This window comes from Streptomyces sp. NPDC059897, assembly GCF_042730865.1.
In the GTDB taxonomy this organism is placed as follows: Bacteria; Actinomycetota; Actinomycetes; order Streptomycetales; family Streptomycetaceae; genus Streptomyces.
On the sequence record NZ_JBHWKQ010000011.1, the window covers coordinates 180,550 to 199,048 of the forward strand.

Sequence of the window (18,499 nt, forward strand, 5' to 3'; positions counted from 1 at the left end):
GTACGCTGACACCCATGACGGACGAATCCGGCCTCCCGAGGCCCTCCACCGGCTCCCAGCCCGAACTGCGCGCGTCCGACGCCGACCGAGAACTGGTCGCCGAGCGGCTGCGGGACGCGCTCGCGGAGGGGCGGCTCGACATGGAGGAGTTCGGCGAGCGGCTCGACGCGGCGTATCAGGCGCGTACGTACGGGGAGTTGGCGCCGCTGACGAAGGACCTGCCGGTCGGGGCGGGCGGCGCGCCGGGGCCGGTGAGCTTCGTGAAGGAGCCGCTGCCCGAGGGGGCGGTCGACTGGCCGTCGCGGATCCGGGGCGAGGCGACTTCGACGTGGGGCGTCGGGATCATGTCCGGGTTCCAGCGCAAGGGGCGGTGGACGGCGCCGCGGCGGTTCAACTGTTTCGCGTTCTGGGGCGGCGGCGAGATCGACCTGCGCGAGGCGGACTTCGAGGCGCGCGAGGTCGTGATCAACTGCGTGGCGCTCATGGGTGGGATGAACGTGATCGTGCCGCCGGGCGTGGCGGTCGTGGTGCGCGGCATCGGCATCATGGGCGGCTTCGACCACAGCGAGGAGGGGGTACCGGGCGACGCGGGCGCGCCACGGGTGGTGATCACCGGGTTCGCGTTCTGGGGCGGGGTCGGCGTGGAACGCAAGATGACGCGGGCGGAAAAGCGCCGCCTGAAGGAGGAGCGGAAGCGGGGGCGTTTGGAGCGGGGGGACGGGTGAGGGTGGGGTGGACCGGGGGGGTGGGGGTGGAGTCGACCGGGGGTGTGTGGGAGGCGGGGTGGGCTAGGTCTGCCGGGGTGAGGTGGGGCTAGGTCTAGCTGGGGCGGGGTGGGCTAGGTCTGCCGGGGTGAGGTGGGGCTAGGTCTAGCTGGGGCGGGGTGGGTCTAGGTCTAGCGGAGACGCGGTGCGGCTGGGGTCCGCCGGGGGCGGGGTGGGGCTAGGTGTGCCGGGGGCAGGGTGAGCTGAGACATGGCCGAGGCGGGGCGGGGTTGCTGAGGCGGGGTCGGCGCCTGTCGCGCCGCGGGCGGGGTGTGCGTCTCCCGGGCGCCGCCCATCTCCCACCCGCCCGCCCCCTCCGGGGGCTTCGGCCCCGCGGGGTTCCGCAGCCGTTGCGGTCGACCGTTCCTACGCCACGGGGCGCTGCCCCGGACCCCGCGCCTCAATCGCCGGCGGGGCTTCAAAAGATCGGGGCTCCGCTGGCTCTCGTCCGCCGGCGGGGCTGGATTGTGCCCGCCCACCCGCAGGGGCTTGACGTTGCCCGCCCCTCGCGGCGACCCATGAAGCGCTCGCCCGCCGCGCGGCCCCTGCCCACGCGGGGCCGTAGCCCCCGGAGGGGGCGGGAGGGTGGGAGATGGGCGGGGCCCGCAGGGCTGGCGCCGGCAGACGGAACCCGCGGCGTCGAGCCCCGCACGGCGAAGGACCTTGGCGCCGGGCCGCCGCAACCAAGCGCACCGCCTCAGCGCGGCCCGTCACCCACGGGGCCGAGCCCCCGGAGGGGGCGGGAGGGTGGGAGATGGGCGGGGCCAGGGCCCTCACCTGCGGGTGGGCGGGCCAAATCCAGCCCCGCCGGCGATTGAGGCGCGGGGTCCGGGGCAGAGCCCCGAGGCCGTAACGCCGGTGCCCCAGAATCAGCCCCGAGGCCCCCGGGACCGTCAGCCCAAGAGCTCCCGCACCACCGGCACCAACGCCCGAAACGCCTTCCCCCGGTGGGAAATCGCGTTCTTCTCGTCCGCCGACAGCTCCGCCGCCGTACGACCGTCCCCCTCGACCTGCAGGATCGGGTCGTACCCGAACCCACCCGACCCCGCGGGCGCGTGCCGCAGCACACCGCGCAACTGCCCCTCGACCACCCGCTCCGTCCCGTCCGGCAGCGCGAGCGCCGCCGCACACGCGAAGTGCGCCCCACGGTGGACGTCGTCGTCGATGTCGCCGAGCTGGGCGAGCAGCAGGTCGAGGTTTGCCTTGTCGTCGCCGTGCTTGCCGGCCCAGCGGGCGGAGAAGATGCCGGGCGCGCCGCCGAGGACGTCGACGCAGAGGCCGGAGTCGTCGGCGACGGCGGGCAGCCCGGTCGCCCGGGCGAGGGCGTGGGCCTTGAGGAGCGCGTTCTCGGCGAACGTCACGCCGGTCTCGCGGACGTCCGGGACCTCGGGATACGCGTCGGCGCCGACCAGCTCGTGGGGCAGGCCGGCGTCGGCGAGGATGGAGCGGAGTTCGACGATCTTGCCGTTGTTACGGGTGGCGAGGATGAGGCGGGTCATGCCACCCAGTGTTCCAGGCGTACCGCTACGACGACGTGCAGACCTTCGTCAGCTCGCCCGCGGAGTCGGTGACCGGGGAGACGTCCGGCGTCTCGTCACCGTTCTTGATCGACGTACGGACGTTGTCCACGGCCTTGTTGAGGTCGTCGACGGCCTTGGAGACATCGGCGTTGTCGGTCTTGCCGCCGATGTCGTCGAGGTTCTTGTCGATCTTGTCGAGGGACTCGTCGGCCTGCGTCGGGTCGTTGGACGCGCTCTCCACGGCCTGCTGGAGCTCGGCGACGCTGTCGGCGACGGATTCGGCGGTGCGGGCACAGTCGAGTGCCTTGTCGACGGCCGAGCAGCCGACGGTGGCCGGGATCGCGACGAGTGCCGCGGTGGCGGCCAGTACGGCGAGACGGCGGTGGCGCGCGGGCATGGAAGGGTCCTCCCCTGAAGTACGGACGGGGGACGGCAGTTGGTGTCGTGCGCCGTCCGCCCACCCGTAGTGACGCAGTCGGTGGCTGTGCGGTTGCTGTGCCCGGCCACCCTACTTGGGGAGTTCTTTACCTCCGCAAGGAGTTGAGGGACCTATCCGAGCGTCTCCTCCAGCGCCTTGCGCTGGATCGCGGCGAGCTCGTCGCAGCCCGCGACGGCCAGGTCGAGCAGGGAGTTGAGCTCGTCGCGGGCGAACGGCTCGGCCTCGGCGGTGCCCTGGATCTCGACGAAGCGGCCGTCGCCGGTGCACACGACGTTCATGTCGGTGTCGGCGCGCACGTCCTCCTCGTAGGGGAGGTCGAGCATCGGGACGCCGTCGATGATGCCGACGGAGACGGCGCTCACCGAACCGGTCAGCGGCTTGCGGCCGGCCTTGATGATCTTCTTGCCCTGGGCCCACGCGACCGCGTCCGCGAGCGCCACGTACGCGCCGGTGATGGCGGCCGTGCGGGTGCCGCCGTCGGCCTGGAGGACGTCGCAGTCAAGGACGATGGTGTTCTCGCCGAGGGCCTTGTAGTCGATGACGGCGCGCAGCGAGCGGCCGATCAGGCGGCTGATCTCGTGCGTGCGGCCGCCGATCTTTCCGCGCACGGCCTCGCGGTCGCCGCGGGTGTTCGTGGAGCGCGGGAGCATCGAGTACTCGGCGGTGACCCAGCCCTCTCCGCTGCCCTTGCGCCAGCGCGGGACGCCTTCGGTGAAGGAGGCGGTGCAGAAGACCTTGGTGTCTCCGAAGGAGACGAGGACGGAGCCTTCGGCGTGCTTGCTCCAGCCGCGTTCGATGGTGATCGGGCGGAGCTGTTCGGGGGTGCGGCCGTCGATGCGAGACATAGGGACGAGCGTATCGGGTGCGCGGAAGGCCCCGACCTTCCGCATGGCCGAAGGCCCCGCCCTCCGCGTAGGAGGGCGGGGCCTTCGCGCGCGTGGCCTCAGCGGCTCACATCATGTCTTCGATGTCGGCGGCGATGGGGTCCGCGTCGGTGCCGATGACGACCTGGATCGCGGTGCCCATCTTGACGACGCCGTGGGCGCCGGCGGCCTTGAGCGCGGCCTCGTCGACCAGGCTCGGGTCGGAGACCTCGGTACGAAGGCGGGTGATGCAGCCCTCGACCTCTTCGATGTTGTCGAGCCCGCCGAGGCCGGCGACGATCTTCTCAGCCTTCGTGGCCATTTCGTTCTCCCTGTGTTCTCCGGGCCCGCCTGTGGGCCGCTTTGTCACGGTAACCCACGGTTGGCCCATCTTCGCGGGCGGTGAACCCACCCGTGACGAAAGATGACGAGCACGGACCGACCCGTCCCCGCAACTGGTCTACACCAGTATCCAACGACCGCCAAGCGTGGCTTGTTCCGGGAGGACGCTCATGAGCTCCAACGCTGCCGCCGCACCACGACCGAGCCCCTGGAGCAACTTCTTCCAGGGGCTCCAGAAGATGGGGCGCAGCCTTCAACTGCCCATCGCCGTGCTGCCGGCGGCGGGCATCGTCAACCGTCTCGGCCAGCCCGACGTCTTCGGCGACGACGGCCTCGGCTGGACGAATGTCGCCAAGGTGTTCTCGGGCGCGGGTGGCGCGCTGCTCGACGCCGACCTCGGGCTGCCGCTGCTGTTCTGCATCGGTGTCGCGATCGGCATGGCCAAGAAGGCGGACGGTTCGACGGCTCTCGCGGCGGTGGCGGGCTTCCTCGTCTACCGGGGCGTCCTCCACCAGTTCCCGATCGACTGCCCGTCCGGGTCGAAGGAGGTGGCGACGGGCTGTCTGGCGGACGGGGCCGTGACCGCCGCGACGTATCAGAACCCCGGCGTGTTCGGCGGCATCATCATGGGGTTCCTGGCCTCGTTCTTCTGGGTCCGCTACCACCGCACCAAGCTGGTCTCCTGGCTCGGCTTCTTCAACGGCCGCCGGCTCGTCCCGATCATCATGGCCTTCGTCGGCATCGTCTTCGCGGCGCTGTGCCTGTGGATCTGGCCCGCGATCGGTGACGCGCTGGAGAGCTTCTCCAACTGGCTGGAGAGTCTGGGCGCCATCGGCTCCGGCATCTTCGGCGTCGCCAACCGCGCGCTGCTGGTGATCGGCCTGCACCAGTTCCTCAACGTCCCGCTGTGGTTCCAGTTCGGCTCCTACACGAAGCCCGACGGCACGACCGTGCACGGCGACATCAACATGTTCCTGAGCGGCGACCCGAGCGCGGGCATCTACCAGTCGGGCTTCTTCCCGATCATGATGTTCGCCCTCCCGGCGGCCTGTCTGGCGATCGTGCACTGCGCGCGGCCGGAGCGGCGCAAGGTGGTCGCGGGCATGATGCTGTCGCTGGCGCTGACCTCGTTCGTCACCGGCATCACCGAACCGATCGAGTACTCCTTCGTGTTCATCGCTCCGGCGCTGTACGCGGTGCACGCGGTTCTGACCGGTGTGTCGATGGCGGTGACCTGGGCGCTCGGCGTCAAGGACGGCTTCAGCTTCTCCGCGGGCCTGATCGACTACTTGATCAACTGGAATCTGGCCACCAAGCCATGGATGATCATTCCGATCGGCCTCGTCTTCGCTCTCCTCTATTACGTGATCTTCCGCTTCGCGATCACGAAGTGGGACATCAAGACTCCGGGGCGCGAGCCCGAGGAAGAGGTCGAGGACATCACCAAGGCATAACGCTTTCGGCTCGGCCACGAGCGCCTGCGGCAAAGGGCCCCCGGACCACTCGGTCCGGGGGCCCTTTGGTGCGGGAATCGAGGGTTCCTTATCCCGCCTTGACCGTGCTACAACAGGTCTACACCACTGAGTGGTGTAGACCATCTGCTTTTCATGGAGGAAGTTGATGAGCACCGCCAGCGCTACGGCGGCCCCCGCAAAGAAGCGGGGCTCCGGCCTTTTCCAGGGCCTCCAAAAGGTGGGCCGCAGCCTGCAGTTGCCGATCGCGGTGCTTCCTGCCGCCGGCATCATGGTGCGGCTCGGCCAGGACGACATCTTCGGCAAGGACGGCCTCGGCTGGGACAAGGTCGCCGCGGTCTTCAACAACGCGGGCGGCGCCCTCACCGGCAGCCTTCCCCTTCTCTTCTGCATAGGCGTCGCCATCGGCTTCGCCAAGAAGTCCGATGGCTCGACGGCGCTCGCCGCCGTCGTCGGCTTCCTCGTCTACAGCAAGGTCCTCGAGGCCTTCCCGGTCACCGAGGCGGTGGTCAAGAAGGGCGAGGACGTCGCGGCGACGTACAACGACCCGGGTGTCCTCGGCGGCATCATCATGGGTCTGCTCGCGGCCGTCCTGTGGCAGCGCTTCTACCGCACCAAGCTGGTGGACTGGCTCGGCTTCTTCAACGGCCGCCGGCTCGTCCCGATCATCATGGCCTTCGTCGGCATCGTCGTCGGTGTCTTCTTCGGCCTGGTCTGGGAGCCCATCGGCAACGGCATCTCCAGCTTCGGCGAGTGGATGACGGGCCTCGGCGCCGGTGGCGCGGGCCTGTTCGGCGCCGTGAACCGCGCGCTGATCCCGATCGGCATGCACCAGTTCGTGAACACCGTCGCCTGGTTCCAGCTCGGCGACTTCACCAACGCCGCCGGTGACGTCGTGCACGGCGACATCCCGCGCTTCCTGGCCGGTGACCCCTCGGCCGGCATGTTCCAGTCCGGCTTCTTCCCGATCATGATGTTCGGCCTGCCGGCCGCCGCGATCGCCATGGCGCACTGCGCCCGCCCCGAGCGCCGCAAGGCCGTGATGGGCATGATGGTCTCGCTGGCGCTGACCTCGTTCGTCACCGGTGTGACCGAGCCGATCGAGTTCTCGTTCATGTTCATCGCGCCGGTCCTGTACGTGCTGCACGCGGTGCTCACCGCCGTGTCGATGGCGGTCACCTGGGCCCTCGGGGTGCACGCCGGGTTCAACTTCTCGGCCGGGTTCATCGACTACGCGCTGAACTGGACCCATGCCACCAAGCCATGGATGATCATCCCGATCGGCCTGGTCTTCGCGGCGATCTACTACGTGACCTTCCGGTTCGCGATCATCAAGTTCAACCTCACCACCCCGGGCCGCGAACCCGAGGAGGAGGTCGAGGACCTCACGAAGGCGTGAGCCCCTCCCCCGCGTGACGCACGAGGGCCCCGGAACCGCTGAAGGTTCCGGGGCCCTCGTCGTTCCCGTACGCGTACGGGGTGCGGGCTCAGACCGTGTACGTCACTCCCGGCGCGGCCAGCTCCACCGGGCCGTCGTACACCGCGCGCGCGTCCGCGAGGTTGACCTGCGGGTCGGTCCACGGCGGGATGTGCGTGAGGACGAGCTTGCGGGTGCGGGAGCGCTGCGCCGCCTCCCCCGCCTCCCGGCCGTTGAGATGCAGCGCCGGGATGTTCTCCTTGCCGTGCGTGAACGCGGCCTCGCACAGGAACAGGTCGCTGTCCTGGGCCAGTTCGTCCAGCGCGGCGCACGGGCCGGTGTCCCCGGAGTACGTCAGGGAACGCCCGCCGTGCTCGACCCGGATCGCGTACGACTCCACCGGGTGGCAGACCTTCTCCATGCGGACGGAGAACGGCCCGATCTCGTACGAGCCCGGCTTCACGGTGTGGAAGTCGAAGACCTCGCTGAACGCGGAGGCCGAGGGCGTGTCGGCGTGCGCGGTGGTCAGGCGCTGCTCGGTGCCCTCGGGGCCGTAGACGGGCATGGGGTCGCAACGGCCGCCGTCGTGGCGGTAGTAGCGCACGACGAAGTACGCGCACATGTCGATGCAGTGGTCCGCGTGCAGATGCGAAAGGAAGATCGCGTCGAGGTCGTAGAGACCGCTGTGGCGCTGCAGCTCGCCCAGGGCACCATTGCCCATGTCGAGGAGCAGCCGGTAGCCGTCGGCCTCGACGAGGTAGCTCGAGCAGGCCGAATCCGCGGACGGGAACGACCCCGAGCAGCCGACGACGGTGAGCTTCATAAGAGCTTTCAACCTCCGCGCTGGCGGTCGGAAAATGCGGGGTGGAGCCAAGGGCCTTGGGCCGGGGAGTGTGCCAAGGGGGTCAGTCGAGCGTAAGGCGCAAAAGGGCGGGTGGCTCCTCCGTCACGGGCTGTTGTGGGCGAACTCACCTGCGCTGTCACCGGTTCGGAGGGGTTCGGGCCGCGGAAGCACCCCGCGCGTCCCACCGGTACCGTCATGCCTATGGACACGTCCTGGTGGCTCGCGCTCGCTGCCGTCGTACTGCTCGCGCTCGTCGCGACGCTGGTCGACGGATGGGGGCGCGGCACGCGTCATCGCCGCCGGGACCGGCATGTGCCGCGCGGCGGGCACGCCCGTGGGCCCGAGCCGGGTGACATCTGGTGGGCGATGGTGCCCTACGAGGACGGGCCCGGCGGCAAGGACCGGCCGTGCCTGGTCCTGTCGGTGCGGCGGGGCGTCGCCACGGTCGCCAAGATCACCAGCCGGTACCACGACGAGCGGCCGGGCGTGATCGCGCTGCCGCCGGGGTCGGTGGGCGATGCGCGGGGGCGGGCGAGCTTCCTGGAGACGGACGAGCTGCGGGAGGTCCCGCTCGGGGAATTCCGGCGGCGGGCCGGGGTGATCGATCCGGGGCTGTGGGATCAGGTGCGGCATCTGGGGCATTGAGGCCCCGCGCGATTCAGCCCCTCCGGCGTCGCGGTCCTGGGGCGCCGCCCCAGACCCCGCTCCTCAAACGCCGGAGGGGCTGAATTGCCGGACCGGCGCTCAACCGGGCCGGAGTGAGGTCACGCCCACAACTGGCCGTGCAGCACCTCGATCGCTTCTTCCGTCGTCGCGGCCGTGTAGACCCCCGTCGACAGGTACTTCCACCCACCGTCGGCCACCACGAACACGATGTCAGCGGACTCCCCCGCCTTGACCGCCTTCTTGCCGACCCCGATCGCGGCATGCAGCGCCGCCCCCGTGGAGACGCCCGCGAAGATGCCCTCCTGCTGGAGGAGGTCACGCGTGCGGGTCACCGCGTCGGCCGAGCCGACCGAGAAGCGGGTGGTGAGGACGGAGGCGTCGTAGAGCTCGGGGACGAAGCCCTCGTCGAGATTGCGCAGGCCGTAGACCAGGTCGTCGTAGCGCGGCTCGGCCGCGACGATCTTGACGTCGGGCTTGTGCTCGCGCAGGTAGCGGCCGACACCCATGAGCGTGCCGGTGGTGCCGAGGCCCGCGACGAAGTGCGTGACGGACGGGAGGTCGGTGAGGATCTCCGGCCCGGTCGTGGCGTAGTGCGCGCCCGCGTTGTCCGGGTTGCCGTACTGGTAGAGCATCACCCAGTCCGGGTGCTGCTCGGCCAGCTCCTTGGCGATGCGGACCGCCGTGTTGGAGCCGCCCGCGGCCGGGGACGGGATGATCTCCGCGCCCCACATCGCGAGCAGGTCCCGGCGCTCCTGCGAGGTGTTCTCCGGCATGACGCAGACGATCTTGTAGCCCTTGAGGCGGGCGGCCATCGCGAGCGAGATGCCGGTGTTGCCGGAGGTGGGTTCGAGGATGGTGTCCCCGGCCTTGATCCGGCCTTCCTTCTCGGCCTGTTCGATCATGTGGAGCGCGGGGCGGTCCTTGATCGAGCCGGTCGGGTTGCGGTCCTCGAGCTTCGCCCAGATCCGCACGTCGTCGGAGAGCGAGAGCCGCGGCAGGCGCACCAGGGGGGTGTTGCCCACCGCGGCCAGCGGGCTGTCGTAGCGCATGAGCCGGCTCAGCGCATTCCGCCGGCCACGGCCGGCAGGATCGTGATGCTGTCGCCGTCGGAGAGCTTGGTGCCGATGCCGTCGAGGAAGCGGACGTCCTCGTCGTTCAGGTAGACGTTCACGAAGCGGCGCAGCTGGCCGTTGTCCACGATGCGGTCGGCGATGCCCGCGTGCCGCGTGTCCAGGTCGGCGAAGAGCTCGCTGAGGTTGTCACCGGAGCCTTCGACGGCCTTCGCGCCGTCGGTGTAGGTGCGGAGGATGGTCGGGATGCGGACCTCGATGGCCATGCTGGGCTCCTGTCGGGAGTCGGAAGTCGTGTGGGTGAGCGCGCCTGGGCGCGGGCGTTTCCGGTCAGGTGCGTGGGTGGCTGGAGCAGCGGGCCCTCGACGGGTGCCCGGCGGTCCGGCTCAGCGCGGACAGATGGCGCTGGCGAGGCGGCACAGGTCGACGTGCAGCCGCGCAACGAGCAGCATGCCCGGCGTCTTTTCGCTCACGTCGTGGGAAACCATGGGCTCATCGTATCGATTCCCGGTCCGGATCCCGGAATGTGATCTCACCATGCGGTCGAAATGCGTCCGGTGTATGAGAACCATGAGGTCGGGGCCGTGCCGTTCAGGCCGTGACCTCGACCTCTTCCTCGGTGATCTCGCCCTCGACGATGCGGTACGAGCGGAACTGGAAGGGGCCCGCGTCGTCGGCGTCGGCGGTGGAGACCAGGACGTAGTGGGCGTTCGGCTCGTTCGCGTACGTGACGTCGGTGCGCGAGGGGTACGCCTCGGTGGCCGTGTGCGAGTGGTAGATGACGACCGGCTCCTCGTCGCGGTCGTCCATCTCGCGGTAGAGCTTCAGCAGGTCACCGGAGTCGAACTCGTAGAACGTGGGTGAGCGGGCGGCGTTCAGCATCGGGATGAAGCGCTCGGGGCGGCCCTCGCCGACCGGGCCCGCGATGACGCCGCAGGCCTCGTCGGGGTGGTCCTTGCGGGCGTGCTCGACGATCTGGTCGACCAGGGTCTGGGAAATCTTCAACATGCGGCCAGCATAAGCAAGTGGGCCCCCTCGTACCGGAGTGCGGTACGAGGGGGCCCACCTGTTGAGATGCGGCGCCTCAGCTGCGCTTCGAGAAGGCGGCGGCCTCCGGGTTGCGCTTCTTCAGGAAGAAGTAGGAGACACCCAGGATCGCGGCCCAGACGGGGGCGGCGTACAGGGAGACGCGCGCGTCCGGGTCGATGCCCATCAGGACGATGACCATGAAGATGAACGCGAGCGCGAGGACGCTGACCCAGACGCCCCACGGGGCGCGGAACTCGGACTTCGGGAGCTCACCGCGGTCGGACTTGAGGCGGTAGCGGATCTGGCAGATCAGGATGATGATCCAGGCCCACATGCCGGAGATGGTGGCGAAGGAGACGACGTAGTTGAACGCCTCGCCCGGCCACTGGTAGTTGATCCAGACGCCGACCAGCATCATCGCGGCGGAGAACGTGGTGCCGATGACCGGCAGGCCGTTCTTGCTCAGCTTGGTGAAGAAGCTCGGGCCCTGGCTGTTCTGCGCGAGGTCGCGCAGCATGCGGCCGGTGGAGTACATGCCCGAGTTGCAGGAGGACAGGGCGGCGGTCAGCACGACGAAGTTGACGATGGCGGCGCCGACACCGAGGCCCATCTTGTCGAAGGCGTGCACGAACGGGCTCTCGCCGGCCTTGAAGGAGGTCCACGGCACGACGGAGAGGATCATGATCAGGGCGCCGACGTAGAAGACGGCGATGCGCCACGGCACGGTGTTGATGGCCTTCGGCAGGACCTTCTTGGCGTCCTTGGCCTCGCCCGCGGTGACGCCGACGAGCTCGACCGCGAGGAACGCGAACATCACCATCTGGAGGGTCATCAGCGTCGAGCCGATGCCGTTCTCGCCGGCGAAGAAGCCGCCGACGTCCCACAGGTGCGTGAGGGAGGCCGTGTCACCGGCGTCGGAGAAGCCGATGGTGAGGATGCCGGCGCAGATCAGGATCATGCCGATGATGGCGGTGACCTTGACGGTGGAGAACCAGAACTCCAGCTCACCGAAGAGCTTCACGGAGATCAGGTTGGCGCCGTAGAGGATGACGGTGAAGACGAGTGCGGACACCCATTGCGGGATGTCCCACCAGAAGGTCATATAGGTGGCCGCCGCGGTGACCTCGGTCATTCCGGTGATGACCCAGAACAGCCAGTACGTCCAGCCGGTCGCGAAGCCCGCGAAGGGGCCGATGAACTCGCGCGCGTACTCCGAGAAGGAGCCGGACACGGGTCGGTACATGAGGAGCTCGCCGAGCGCCCGCATGATGCAGAAGATGACCACGCCGGCGACCGCGTACGCCAGGATCAGGCTGGGCCCCGCCTTGGAGATGCCCTTGCCCGCGCCGAGAAAGAGGCCGGTCCCGATGGCGCCGCCGATGGCGATCATCTGGATCTGCCGGGCCCCGAGTCCCCGCTGGTAACCCTCGTCGGTCTCGGCCTGCGCGGCCTCATTGCCGTCGTGCTGCTCGTCGACCTGCACTGAGGTCATGGTGTGCGCCTTTCTCCATGCCGATCCGTGCCGTGCGCGGCTCGGATCGACTGTGACGATCCTTTGGGGTCTGGGCCCCTGGATGGATGGAGCTGGTGCCTACCGGCGGTCGGCCGGTCGGGGCGCCCCCCGACAGGACAGGGGTGGCGTCCCTCGGGTGGTCGTGAAGATTTATCACGGCGTTCATCGGGGTTGGCCGAGGCGCGTGTGGCGCATGCCACCAGAAAAACAGGACAAAACAATCACCGCGCCACAAGGTGGGTGGACGCGGTGACGGGATCGTTATACGGATTTGAGGACCCGCTGAGCGAACAGGCCAACCTGACCGGAGGTCAGGCCGTCAGAGTCTCCACGAGGGTCTCCTGGAGCCCGCCGAGCCACAGATACGCCATCACCATCGGCTTGCGCGCGTCGTCGTCCGGGAGCCGGTACAGGAGGTCCGTGTCCTCCTCGTCGGTGATGTCGAGGCGGGTGCCGATCGCGAGGCGCAGGTCGTTGAGCGCGCGCATCCACTGGACCGATTCGCCCTGCTGCAGCTTGAGGACCGCGCCGCCGTCGCCCGCCGGGCTGAGCGTGTCGAGCGAGCGGATCACCGCGAGGGCGTCCTCGCGCTTGCCGGCCCGCAGGTCGTTCTCGGTGAAGCGGCGGAACTCCGAGGAGTGGGCGCGCAGCTCGTCGGTGTCCTCGACGCTCTCGCCCTCCCCGCCCGGACCGCCGTACGCGTCGGGGAAGAGGCGGCGCAGCACCGCGTCGGAGGGCGGTTCGCTCGGCCCCTCGGCGAACAGCTCCGCCAGCGGGTCGTCGCTCTCCTCGCCGCCCGGGCCCGGCCCGATCAGCTCCAGGAGCTGGACCGCCAGCGAGCGGATGATGGAGATCTCGACGTCGTCGAGGGCGACGGCCGCACCGCCGCCGGGGATCGGTTCGAAATGTCCTGGCATCGGGATGCTGCTACTTCCGATCCTGTTGAAGCGTGGCCCACAGGCCGTACCCGTGCATCGCCTGCACGTCGCGTTCCATCTCCTCGCGGGAGCCGGTGGAGACGACGGCCCGGCCCTTGTGGTGCACGTCCATCATGAGTTTGGTGGCCTTGTCCTTGGAGTACCCGAAGTACGACTGGAAGACGTACGTCACGTAACTCATGAGGTTCACCGGATCATTGTGGACGAGCGTGATCCAGGGGACGTCCGGCTCGGGGACGACGGACGCGTCCTCCGTCGTCTCGGGCCTTTCGATCTCAATGGGTGCTGGAGCCGTCACAGGGCCCATGCTGCCACCACCACCCGCCCCACGCACAAACGGACGCAGAAATCGTCACCCTGACGTTAATCGGGGGTAGCATCCTTCGTATGAACACAGCGGACCTTGGCCTGCCGGTGGACGTTCCGTCGACAGCGCTCTTCACCGACCACTATGAGCTGACGATGCTGCAGGCCGCCCTGCGCGGGGGCACCGCCGACCGGCACTCGGTCTTCGAGGTCTTCACCCGCCGGCTGCCCGAGGGCCGCCGCTACGGCGTCGTCGCGGGCACCGGGCGCGTCCTGGACGCCGTCGAGAACTTCCGCTTCGACGCACAGGTGCTCGACTTCCTGCGCGAGCGCGATGTCGTCGACGAGCCGACCCTCCAGTGGCTCGCGGACTACCGGTTCTCCGGCGACATCTGGGGCTACCCCGAGGGCGAGGTCTACTTCCCCGGCTCCCCCGTGCTGCGCGTCGAGGGCTCCTTCGCCGAGTGCGTGCTCCTGGAGACGGTGATCCTCTCGATCCTCAACCACGACTCGGCGATCGCCGCCGCCGCGTCCCGGATGTCCTCGGCCGCCGGGGACCGGCCGCTGATCGAGATGGGCGCGCGCCGCACGCACGAGCTGGCCGCCGTCGCCGCCTCGCGCGCCGCGTACGTGGGCGGGTTCGCGACGACCTCGGACCTCGCGGCCGGATTCCGGTACGGGATTCCGACCGTCGGCACCAGCGCGCACGCCTTCACGCTGATCCACGACACCGAGCGGGACGCCTTCCGGGCCCAGGTCGACTCCCTGGGCAAGGGGACGACGCTGCTGGTCGACACGTACGACGTGCAGGAGGCGGTCGCGACGGCCGTCGAGATCGCGGGGCCCGAGCTGGGCGCCGTCCGGATCGACTCCGGCGACCTGCTGCTCGTCGCGCACCGGGTGCGGCAGCAGCTGGACGAGCTGGGCGCCACGAACACCAAGATCGTCGTCACCTCCGACCTCGACGAGTACGCCATCGCCTCGCTCGCCGCCTCTCCCGTGGACGCGTACGGGGTGGGTACGCAGCTGGTGACCGGGTCCGGGCACCCCACCTGCTCCATGGTCTACAAGCTGGTCGCGCGCGCCGAGTCCGCCGACCCGAAGGCGCCGCTGGTGCCCGTGGCGAAGAAGTCGGCGGGCGGGAAGACCTCCATCGGCGGCCGCAAGTGGGCCGCGCGCCGGCCGGACGCGGACGGGGTCGCGGAGGCCGAGGTCGTCGGCACGGGCGACGTCCCGGCGGACCTCGCCGACCGGCAGCTCCTCGTCGAGCTGGTCAAGGGCGGCGAGGTGGTGGCCCGTGAGCCGCTCGACGCGGTGCGCGAGCGGCACATCGCGGCCCGCGACGGGCTGCCGCTGTCGGCCACCCAGCTGTCCAGGGGCGAGCCGGTCATCCCGACCGAGTACGTCTGAGGTCCGTCATCCCTCCGTTGCGCCCCATGCCCTCTCCCGCAACGCACTTGAAGCTTCTACGCTCGTAGTCTCCAAGCAGAAGGACAGCAATCATGCGTCGCGCCCTGATCGTCGTGGATGTGCAGAACGACTTCTGCGAGGGCGGCAGCCTCGCGGTGGCGGGGGGTGCCGATGTCGCTGCCGCGATCACCGATCTCGTCGGGCAGGCCGGCGGTGGGTGCTACCAGCACGTCGTCGCCACGCGTGACCATCACGTCGACCCCGGTGAGCACTTCTCGGAGGCGCCGGACTTCGTGCGCAGCTGGCCGCGGCACTGTGTCGCGGGGACCGAGGGGGTGGGGTTCCATCCGAACTTCGCCCCCGCGGTCGCCTCCGGCGCGATCGACGCGGTGTTCGACAAGGGGGCGTACTCGGCCGCCTACAGCGGGTTCGAGGGGACGGACGAGAACGGGGTGCCGCTGGCGGAGTGGCTGCGGGCGCGGGAGGTGTCCGAGGTGGATGTGGTCGGGATCGCCACGGATCACTGCGTTCGCGCCACCGGGTTGGATGCGGTGCGGAACGGGTTCCGGACCAAGGTGCTGCTTGACCTGACGGCCGGGGTTGCGGCTGCCTCCACGGAGGCGGCGCTGGACGAGCTGCGCTCGGCTGGGGTGGAACTCAGCGGGAAGCCCGTCGTGGCTTGACGTCGCGGGGCTCTGCCCCGGGCCCCGCGCCTCAATCGCCGGCGGGGCTTGATTTGCTCATCCGCCGCACGGGCTTGATTTGCCCGCCCGCGCTTGTGGATGTCAGGCGCCGGCCGCGCTCACGCTGCCCGGCAGGAGTGCCCGTATCGGGTGCCACAGTTCGCCCGACCTCGCGTCCGGGGCCGTGCGCCAGATGAGGCCGTCCGGGTGGTGGAGGACCGCGGTTATCTCGTCCGGGGTCGGCGGCTGGGCGTTGCCCCGGAGGTAGACCGCGCGCAGGCCCAGGTTGCGCAGGCGGGTCAGGGCGCGCGGGCGGTTCGCGGCGTGCACCAGGACCCGTACGGCGCCGTCGGCGGAGCCGGGCGCGGGCAGGGTCAGGGCGACGACCACGGTGCCTCCCGGCAGCTTGCAGAACCCTCCTGCGGACATGACTGTCACACCCCCGTGAGACGTAGTGTCAATAAGGAACTCACAGGACGCACCTAAGCACGACCGGCCGCGACCCCGCTAGAGGGTCGCGGCCGATCCGCTTCTGACCTGCGGTTTTGCCTTACTTCTTGGCCGAGGGGCCGACCTTGATCGTCATCGAGGAGCCGTCGCGCGGCTGCTTCACGATGCTGATCTTGGTGTTGGTGTCAGTTGTGCGCACGCTTCCCGTGGGGTTCTCGGCGTACCAGTACGTGCCCTTGTGATCGTCGAAGACGGGCACGCCGGCCTGGGCCGGGATCTTGGTTTCGACGCCCAGCTTGTGGAGCGTCATGCCGGGGACCCGGTAGTGACCGAAGGCGGCGTCGTACGGCGTGATCTTGTTGGTGATCAGCTTGCCGTCGGACCACTTCAGCGGCTTCGCGTGCGCGTCGACCGGGAGGATCAGGCCCTTGCCGGGGTGCTGGCCGACGTTGTTGTTGCGCTGCGAGGTGTCCCACTGCCAGATCATGAGGCCGGGGCGGTACGCGTAGTGCTCGACCCAGTTCTGCTTGGCCCCGCCGTCGCGCCAGCCGAAGTTGTACGGGCCGACCTCGAGGGTCTTGTCGTACGACACGTACTGGCGGTTCTCCGCGATGTAGAACTGCGGGAAGTCACCGGAGATGGACGCGCCGATGCGGGAGAAGCCGCGCGTGGTCCAACCGGCCTGCTCCGTCTCGGCGTTGTCGGTGAAGAGCGCCGCGCCGTCCGCCTTGACCGTGAAGTTGTCGAAGGCGAAGCCCATTTGGGCGACGCCGCCGTCGGTCTTGTAGCGGAAACGGACGTCGATCTTCTGTCCGGCGTAGTCGTTCAGCGGGTAACTCAGCTTCTGGAACGTGCCGTTGGTGCCGGTGAGCGCCGGTTTGTCGCCGCCGTCGCGCGGGATCGGCTGACCGTCGGCGGTGCCGTCGACGGTCTTCCAGCTCGCGCCGCCGTCGGTGGACACCTGCGTGTACAGGTAGTCGTAGTCCTTCTCGATGTCGTACCAGCCGTCGAGTTCGAGGGCGGCCGACGTCTTGCCGGTCAGGTCCACGGTCCGGCTGAGCGTGTTTTCGAGGTCGTCGCCGTAGTCCGACCACCACTGCTTCGTGCCCTCGGCGGGCTTCACGATGTCCGTGGTGACGTTCTTCTTCGGCAGTTCGACGACGAGCGCCTGCTTGAGCTTGGTGTTGTACTCCGCGACACCCAGCTTGTGCGTCGACTTGGTGGCGGCCTTCGCCGTGTCGTAGTTCAGCCAGCCGAGCTGGAGCTTGTCCCAGGCCGTCATGTCGCCCGGCATGTCGCCGATGGACTCCTTGCCGGTGCCGAGCCAGGAGCCCGCCGACATCAGCGACCAGAAGCCGACCGAGTTCTCGCCGCTGTACGTCGTGTCGTACAGGTCCGGCAGGCCCAGGTCGTGGCCGTACTCGTGGGCGAAGACGCCGAGGCCGCCGTTCTCCGGCTGCATCGTGTAGTCGCCGACCCAGATGCCGGTGTCGCCGATCGGGGTGCCGCCCGCCTTGAAGCCGGACGGGCCCGTGTCGCCGTCGTCGCGGGAGAAGGCGTAACCGCGGTGCGCCCACAGGGAGTCGCCGCCCTGCGCGCCGCCGCCCGCCGAGCCGTCCTCGCCCGCGTGCACGATCTGGAAGTGGTCGATGTAGCCGTCCGGCTCGTTGAAGTCGCCGTCGTTGTCGTGGTCCGTGCGGTCCCACTGGTCGTACTGGGCCATGTCGGCCTTGATGTCGGCGTCCGACTTGCCGGCCGCCTTCTGCTGCGCGACCCAGGCGTTGACGCCGTCGCGGACCAGGTCCTCGACGTTCGGGCAGTTGTCGGCGCCGCAGTAGTTGGAGCCGTAACGGGCCTCGTTCCACTCGACCTTGACCCAGTCGGAGACCTCGCCCTCGACCGAGTAGCGGCCCGAGGAGGTCTTCTCGTAATAGGTCTTGAGGGATTCGGAGCCCTTGCCCGAGGCGGTCTTGCCGTCGCCGAAGTAGAGGTCCTTGTAGTGCTGGGAGTTGTAGTCCTTCTGCCAGGCCGTGCTGTTGTCCTTCGCACGGTCCGGCTCGGCTATCTGGTTGTGCAGCGGTCCGGGCGTGCCGCCGTACTTGGGCTTCAGCTCGTCCGTGTCGTCGTCCGCGCGGTCCACGAGGGTGGTGTTGTCGACCTTGTCGCCGAACTCGGCCAGGATCGTGAAGATCTTGTCCGTGCGCTCGCGGCCCAGCTCGACGTACTTGCCCTTGGACAGCTCCACGACCTTGGAGCCGTGCTTCTCCTGGACCTTCGACGTGCCCTGGAGGACCTGCTGAAGCGCGGCCTGCCGCTGCTTCTCCTGCTGCTTGCTGAACGGGCCGTCGAAGACGTGGCCCTTGCCCCCGTACGTCTTTCCGTCGGCGGTGGCGCTCGTCGCGGCCGGGGTGTCGGCCTGGGCGGTGGTCGCCGCGAGCGAGCCCGTGGCCGCGGTGGCGGCGAGCGTCGCGATGACGGCGACGGATCTCAACGCCCGTCTCTTGGTGGTCACTTGAGTGGTCCCCTCCTCCGTGGCATGAGCGCCACGCGTCACAAGTGACGTCATTTGACCGGAAGTAGAGGAGAAATAACAGACCTTGACTGAGACATTCACATTGCACTATGCAGAGCGCCCGGTTCGGAATGCGGACGCATCGTCGGCCGCTTCCCCACGAGCAACGGGCGCGTCATTCCGTCCACTTGGTGGACCCGGTGACTCCGTGCGCCCCCCATGCTCCGGCGGTATTGCTTAGGGCATGCTTACCGGGTGCCC

At 69.2% G+C, this 18,499-nt stretch carries 20 protein-coding genes; 6 read left to right on the top strand and 14 right to left on the bottom strand.

Going from position 1 to position 18,499, the window contains the following annotated elements; genetic code table 11:
- Positions 1-14: 14 nt before the first annotated feature.
- Positions 15-725, top strand: a complete 711-nt coding sequence (locus tag ACFV9W_RS15405) for a DUF1707 domain-containing protein (protein WP_385760269.1) — start codon at positions 15-17, stop codon at positions 723-725.
- Between the two features lie 932 nt (positions 726-1,657).
- On the opposite strand, the gene rdgB is transcribed toward ACFV9W_RS15405, so the two are convergent.
- The 4 genes from rdgB to ACFV9W_RS15425 form a co-directional block, all read right to left on the bottom strand.
- On the bottom strand, positions 1,658-2,263 hold the full coding sequence (gene rdgB / locus ACFV9W_RS15410) for an RdgB/HAM1 family non-canonical purine NTP pyrophosphatase (protein ID WP_385760272.1): 606 nt from the start codon (positions 2,261-2,263) through the stop codon (positions 1,658-1,660).
- Positions 2,264-2,288: 25 nt separating this feature from the next.
- A complete protein-coding gene (locus tag ACFV9W_RS15415; RefSeq protein ID WP_385760274.1) occupies positions 2,289-2,681 on the bottom strand; it encodes a hypothetical protein in 393 nt (130 codons plus the stop codon).
- A 152-nt stretch (positions 2,682-2,833) separates the two neighbouring features.
- A complete protein-coding gene (gene rph / locus ACFV9W_RS15420; protein WP_356376303.1) occupies positions 2,834-3,568 on the bottom strand; it encodes a ribonuclease PH in 735 nt (244 codons plus the stop codon).
- 106 nt (positions 3,569-3,674) lie between these two features.
- The gene (locus tag ACFV9W_RS15425; protein WP_306322340.1) at positions 3,675-3,908 is read right to left on the bottom strand and encodes a PTS glucose/sucrose transporter subunit IIB; all 234 of its coding nucleotides are present in this window, start codon (positions 3,906-3,908) and stop codon (positions 3,675-3,677) included.
- A gap of 190 nt (positions 3,909-4,098) precedes the next feature.
- On the opposite strand from ACFV9W_RS15425, the gene ACFV9W_RS15430 reads away from it, so the two are divergent.
- Both ACFV9W_RS15430 and ACFV9W_RS15435 read left to right on the top strand, forming a co-directional pair.
- Positions 4,099-5,382 carry a PTS transporter subunit EIIC gene (locus tag ACFV9W_RS15430; RefSeq protein ID WP_385760278.1) on the top strand — a complete coding sequence of 428 codons (1,284 nt, stop codon included), beginning with the start codon at positions 4,099-4,101 and terminating at the stop codon, positions 5,380-5,382.
- A gap of 166 nt (positions 5,383-5,548) precedes the next feature.
- On the top strand, positions 5,549-6,799 hold the full coding sequence (locus ACFV9W_RS15435) for a PTS transporter subunit EIIC (RefSeq protein ID WP_385760281.1): 1,251 nt from the start codon (positions 5,549-5,551) through the stop codon (positions 6,797-6,799).
- Positions 6,800-6,887: 88 nt separating this feature from the next.
- Here the strand turns inward: ACFV9W_RS15435 and ACFV9W_RS15440 are convergent, their stop codons facing one another.
- Entirely contained in the window at positions 6,888-7,640 is a 753-nt protein-coding gene (locus tag ACFV9W_RS15440; protein ID WP_385760283.1) for an MBL fold metallo-hydrolase, read from the bottom strand.
- A gap of 222 nt (positions 7,641-7,862) precedes the next feature.
- Between ACFV9W_RS15440 and ACFV9W_RS15445 the strand changes: the two genes are divergently transcribed.
- Positions 7,863-8,306 carry a type II toxin-antitoxin system PemK/MazF family toxin gene (locus tag ACFV9W_RS15445; RefSeq protein ID WP_385760286.1) on the top strand — a complete coding sequence of 148 codons (444 nt, stop codon included), beginning with the start codon at positions 7,863-7,865 and terminating at the stop codon, positions 8,304-8,306.
- A 119-nt stretch (positions 8,307-8,425) separates the two neighbouring features.
- Here the strand turns inward: ACFV9W_RS15445 and ACFV9W_RS15450 are convergent, their stop codons facing one another.
- From ACFV9W_RS15450 to clpS, 7 genes are all read right to left on the bottom strand, one after another.
- On the bottom strand, positions 8,426-9,376 hold the full coding sequence (locus ACFV9W_RS15450; protein WP_385760289.1) for a PLP-dependent cysteine synthase family protein: 951 nt from the start codon (positions 9,374-9,376) through the stop codon (positions 8,426-8,428).
- An 8-nt stretch (positions 9,377-9,384) separates the two neighbouring features.
- Positions 9,385-9,663, bottom strand: a complete 279-nt coding sequence (locus ACFV9W_RS15455) for a MoaD/ThiS family protein (protein WP_385760292.1) — start codon at positions 9,661-9,663, stop codon at positions 9,385-9,387.
- Positions 9,664-9,783: 120 nt separating this feature from the next.
- On the bottom strand, positions 9,784-9,885 hold the full coding sequence (locus ACFV9W_RS15460) for a putative leader peptide (RefSeq protein WP_323179532.1): 102 nt from the start codon (positions 9,883-9,885) through the stop codon (positions 9,784-9,786).
- A gap of 103 nt (positions 9,886-9,988) precedes the next feature.
- On the bottom strand, positions 9,989-10,405 hold the full coding sequence (locus tag ACFV9W_RS15465) for a Mov34/MPN/PAD-1 family protein (RefSeq protein WP_385760295.1): 417 nt from the start codon (positions 10,403-10,405) through the stop codon (positions 9,989-9,991).
- A 76-nt stretch (positions 10,406-10,481) separates the two neighbouring features.
- Positions 10,482-11,918, bottom strand: a complete 1,437-nt coding sequence (locus ACFV9W_RS15470) for an amino acid permease (RefSeq protein ID WP_385760298.1) — start codon at positions 11,916-11,918, stop codon at positions 10,482-10,484.
- Positions 11,919-12,250: 332 nt separating this feature from the next.
- Entirely contained in the window at positions 12,251-12,856 is a 606-nt protein-coding gene (locus ACFV9W_RS15475) for a DUF2017 domain-containing protein (protein ID WP_385760301.1), read from the bottom strand.
- Positions 12,857-12,866: 10 nt separating this feature from the next.
- A complete protein-coding gene (gene clpS / locus ACFV9W_RS15480) occupies positions 12,867-13,184 on the bottom strand; it encodes an ATP-dependent Clp protease adapter ClpS (protein ID WP_385760304.1) in 318 nt (105 codons plus the stop codon).
- Positions 13,185-13,264: 80 nt separating this feature from the next.
- Between clpS and ACFV9W_RS15485 the strand changes: the two genes are divergently transcribed.
- On the top strand, positions 13,265-14,593 hold the full coding sequence (locus ACFV9W_RS15485; protein WP_385760307.1) for a nicotinate phosphoribosyltransferase: 1,329 nt from the start codon (positions 13,265-13,267) through the stop codon (positions 14,591-14,593).
- Positions 14,594-14,685: 92 nt separating this feature from the next.
- On the top strand, positions 14,686-15,276 hold the full coding sequence (locus ACFV9W_RS15490; RefSeq protein WP_385760310.1) for an isochorismatase family protein: 591 nt from the start codon (positions 14,686-14,688) through the stop codon (positions 15,274-15,276).
- Positions 15,277-15,378: 102 nt separating this feature from the next.
- Here ACFV9W_RS15490 and ACFV9W_RS15495 read toward each other — a convergent pair whose 3' ends face one another.
- Positions 15,379-15,705, bottom strand: a complete 327-nt coding sequence (locus ACFV9W_RS15495) for a hypothetical protein (RefSeq protein ID WP_385760313.1) — start codon at positions 15,703-15,705, stop codon at positions 15,379-15,381.
- 121 nt (positions 15,706-15,826) lie between these two features.
- Positions 15,827-18,238, bottom strand: a complete 2,412-nt coding sequence (locus ACFV9W_RS15500; RefSeq protein ID WP_385760317.1) for an immune inhibitor A domain-containing protein — start codon at positions 18,236-18,238, stop codon at positions 15,827-15,829.
- Positions 18,239-18,499 lie beyond the last annotated feature (261 nt).